This window comes from Streptomyces sp. 8L (assembly GCF_020176795.1).
GTDB lineage: Bacteria > Actinomycetota > Actinomycetes > Streptomycetales > Streptomycetaceae > Streptomyces.
Genome location: NZ_JAIUKE010000751.1, coordinates 1 through 3192 on the forward strand (window position 1 = coordinate 1; position 3192 = coordinate 3192).

At 72.8% G+C, this 3192-nt stretch carries 4 protein-coding genes; all 4 read left to right on the forward strand.

The features are described 5' to 3' along the window. A partial coding sequence (locus tag LCE31_RS38230) for an AAA family ATPase (RefSeq protein WP_225022776.1) occupies positions 1-779 on the forward strand: 779 nt, incomplete at its 5' end. 69 nt (positions 780-848) lie between these two features. Beyond that, entirely contained in the window at positions 849-1964 is a 1116-nt protein-coding gene (locus LCE31_RS38235) for an aminopeptidase P family protein (protein WP_225022778.1), read from the forward strand. Positions 1965-2037: 73 nt separating this feature from the next. Beyond that, positions 2038-2604, forward strand: coding sequence for an elongation factor P (efp, locus tag LCE31_RS38240; protein WP_030907188.1), 567 nt, complete (start codon positions 2038-2040; stop codon positions 2602-2604). A 2-nt stretch (positions 2605-2606) separates the two neighbouring features. Beyond that, entirely contained in the window at positions 2607-3035 is a 429-nt protein-coding gene (gene nusB, locus LCE31_RS38245) for a transcription antitermination factor NusB (protein WP_225022779.1), read from the forward strand. Positions 3036-3192: the final 157 nt, after the last annotated feature.

Genomic DNA, 3192 nt, shown 5'->3' on the forward strand with positions numbered 1-3192 from the left:
TCCCCGTACAGCCCGGGCCGCCCCCCGCTCCGCCGATGCCCGTCGCCGCGCCCGCTCCTCACCCGGGGAGTCCGTCCGCCCCGCGGGCGGCGGTACCCGCGGCGCCCGGCGCCGCCCCCCAGGTGCCCGCGTGGCCCGCCGACTCCACGGGGCACGTCCCGCTGCCGCCCGGCGGCCCGGTGCCCGTTCCCGGCCCCTTCGCGCCCGAGAGCGGTACGGGCGCCGCGACGCTCGCCGTACTGCTGATCGGCCCGGCGGGCGCGGGCAAGACCACCGTGGCCCGGCACTGGGCGCGCACCCGCAGGGTGCCCACCGCGCACATCAGCCTCGATGACGTACGCGAATGGGTGTGCTCGGGCTTCGCCGACCCGCAGAGCGGCTGGAACGAGCACTCGGAGGCCCAGTACCGGCTCGCGCGCCGCACCTGCGGCTTCGCCGCCCGCAACTTCCTGGCCAACGGCATCTCCTGCATCCTGGACGACGCCGTCTTCCCCGACCGGCCCGTCGTCGGCCTCGGCGGCTGGAAGCGGCATGTCGGCCCCGGCCTGCTGCCCGTCGTCCTGCTGCCCGGCCTTGAGGTCGTCCTGGAGCGCAACGCCAAGCGGGAGGGCAACCGCAGGCTCGCCGACGAGGAGGTCGCCGGCATCCACGGCAGGATGGCCGGCTGGTACGGCTCCGGCCTGCCGATCATCGACAACAGCGCGTACGACGTGCCGACCACCGCGCGGGTCCTGGACGACGTGCTGGCGCAGTCCGTCGCGAGCCCGCCCGCCTGGTAGCGCCGGGCCCGCACCCCGGTCGGACGCGCACGAGCGGCCGGAGCGCGCCCGCGCTCTTAGGCTCGGACCATGTCAGAGGTGTACGCGGCCCGCCGTGCCCGCCTGCGCGAGAGCTACGGGGCCCACCGTGGCGCCGCGGCCCTGGTCAGCGGCCCAGCCAATGTGCGCTACCTCGCGGGTGGCGCACCGCCAGGAGCCGTCCTGCTGCTGGCGCCGGGGGAGGATGTGCTGCTGTGCCCGCCGGCGCCCGTCGACGAGGCCGCGGCCGGACGGGTGGGCGAGGACCTGCGGGTCGTCGTGCCGGGGGAGCCGGGTGATCCGGCGGTCGCCGCCGCCCTGCTGCTCGCGGATGCCGGACGGTCCGGGGGCGCGGGGACCCTCGCCGTCGAGGAGGGCCACCTGACGGTCTCGCGCCACCGCGCGCTCGCCGCCGCCGTACCGGAGCTGCGGCTCACCGACCTCGCGGGCGCGGTCGAGCAGCTGCGCGTCGTCAAGGACGAGGAGGAGATCTCCCGGCTGCGGATCGCCGCCGAGATCGCCGACCAGGCCCTCGGCGAACTGCTGGAGTCGATCCTCGTGGGCCGTACCGAGCGCCATCTCGCGCTGGAGCTCGAACGCAGGCTCGTCGACCACGGAGCGGACGGCCCCGCCTTCCCGACCTCGGTAGCCACCGGCCCGCACTCGGGCCGCCCGGCCCACCGGCCGAGCGACCGGAGGGTGGAGGAGGGCGATTTCCTGACGGTCGGCCTGGGTGCGGAGTACCGCGGCTACCGGTGTAGCATCACGCGTACGTTTGTCATCGGAACGTCGCCCGCGGACTGGCAGATCGAACTGTACGAGCTGGTCTTCGTGGCCCAGCGGGCCGGCCGGGAGGCGCTCTTGCCCGGCGCCGGCTGCCGCGACGTGGACCGCACGGTGCGGGGGCGACTGGCCGCCGCGGGCCATGCGGAGGCACTGGACCCGTGCACCGGGCACGGTGTGGGGCTCGAAATCGTGGAGGAGCCGCAGTTGGCACCGGCGTCCATGGGTAAACTGGACGCTTGCGTGCCGGTCACCGTCGGACCTGGAGTCCACCTCCCGGGCCGGGGCGGCGTCCGGATCGATGACACGCTCGTCGTCCGCCCCGAGGCGGACGGCGGACCCGAGCTACTCACCATTACGACCAAGGAGCTGCTCGCACTCTAGGACCTGCTGGCTGCGGGCCTGGGGAGCAGCGCACCCGTGGTCCCACCTGCTTCAGTCCAGGAGATCCGCAACCGTGGCATCCACCAACGACCTCAAGAACGGTTTGGTGCTCAAGCTCGACGGAGACCAGCTCTGGTCCGTCGTCGAGTTCCAGCACGTGAAGCCCGGCAAGGGCCCGGCCTTCGTGCGCACCAAGCTCAAGAACGTGCTGTCGGGCAAGGTCGTCGACAAGACCTTCAACGCCGGCGTGAAGGTCGAGACGGCCGTCGTCGACCGCCGCGACATGCAGTTCTCGTACATGGACGGCGAGTACTTCGTCTTCATGGACATGGGCACGTACGACCAGATCCATGTCAGCAGGGACGTCGTCGGGGATGCCGCGAACTTCCTGCTGGAGGGTTTCGAGGGCACGGTCGCGATGTACGAGGGCAACCCGCTCTACGTCGAGCTGCCCGCCGCGGTCGAGCTGGTCATCGAGCACACCGACCCGGGCGTCCAGGGCGACCGCTCCACCGGCGGCACCAAGCCGGCGAAGCTGGAGACGGGCTACGAGATCGGCGTCCCGCTGTTCATCTCGACCGGCGAGAAGATCAAGGTCGACACGCGTTCCGGCGAGTACCTCGGCCGGGTGAACAGCTAACCGTGGCTGCTCGGAACAACGCCCGGAAACGCGCGTTCCAGATCCTCTTCGAGGCCGACCAGCGCGGCGCGTCCGTCGCCACGGTCATGGCCGACTGGATACGGCATGCCAGGTCCGACGACCGCCAGCCTCCGGTGACGGAGTACACGATGGAGCTCGTCGAGGGTTACGCGGGACAGGCGGCCCGGATCGACGAGCTGATCTCGACCTACGCGGTGGGCTGGACGCTCGACCGCATGCCGGTCGTGGACCGCAATATCGTCCGCCTCGCCGCGTACGAGCTGGTCTGGGTCGACGGGACGCCGGACGCGGTCGTGATCGACGAGGCGGTGCAGCTCGCGAAGGAGTTCTCCACCGACGAGTCGCCGTCCTTCGTCAACGGCCTGCTCGGCCGGTTCAAGGACCTCAAGCCGAGTCTGCGCCGCACCTGACGCCCCCCCGCCCCCCGCGCGGGGGGGGGGCGGCCGCCGTCACGCGGCTGTATCGCGGCCGTACGGGCTCCGCCGGCGCGGTGCGGCCCGACCGAGGCGCTTCCGCGCTCCCCGGCCCGTGGTGGAGAAGACGTCCGCGAGGACGCCTCCGCCACGG

What these genes read in the sequence shown, in the direction of transcription:
- LCE31_RS38235 (WP_225022778.1), top strand. Translation starts at nt 849, where the DNA reads ATGTCAGAGGTGTACGCGGCCCGCCGTGCCCGCCTGCGCGAGAGCTAC.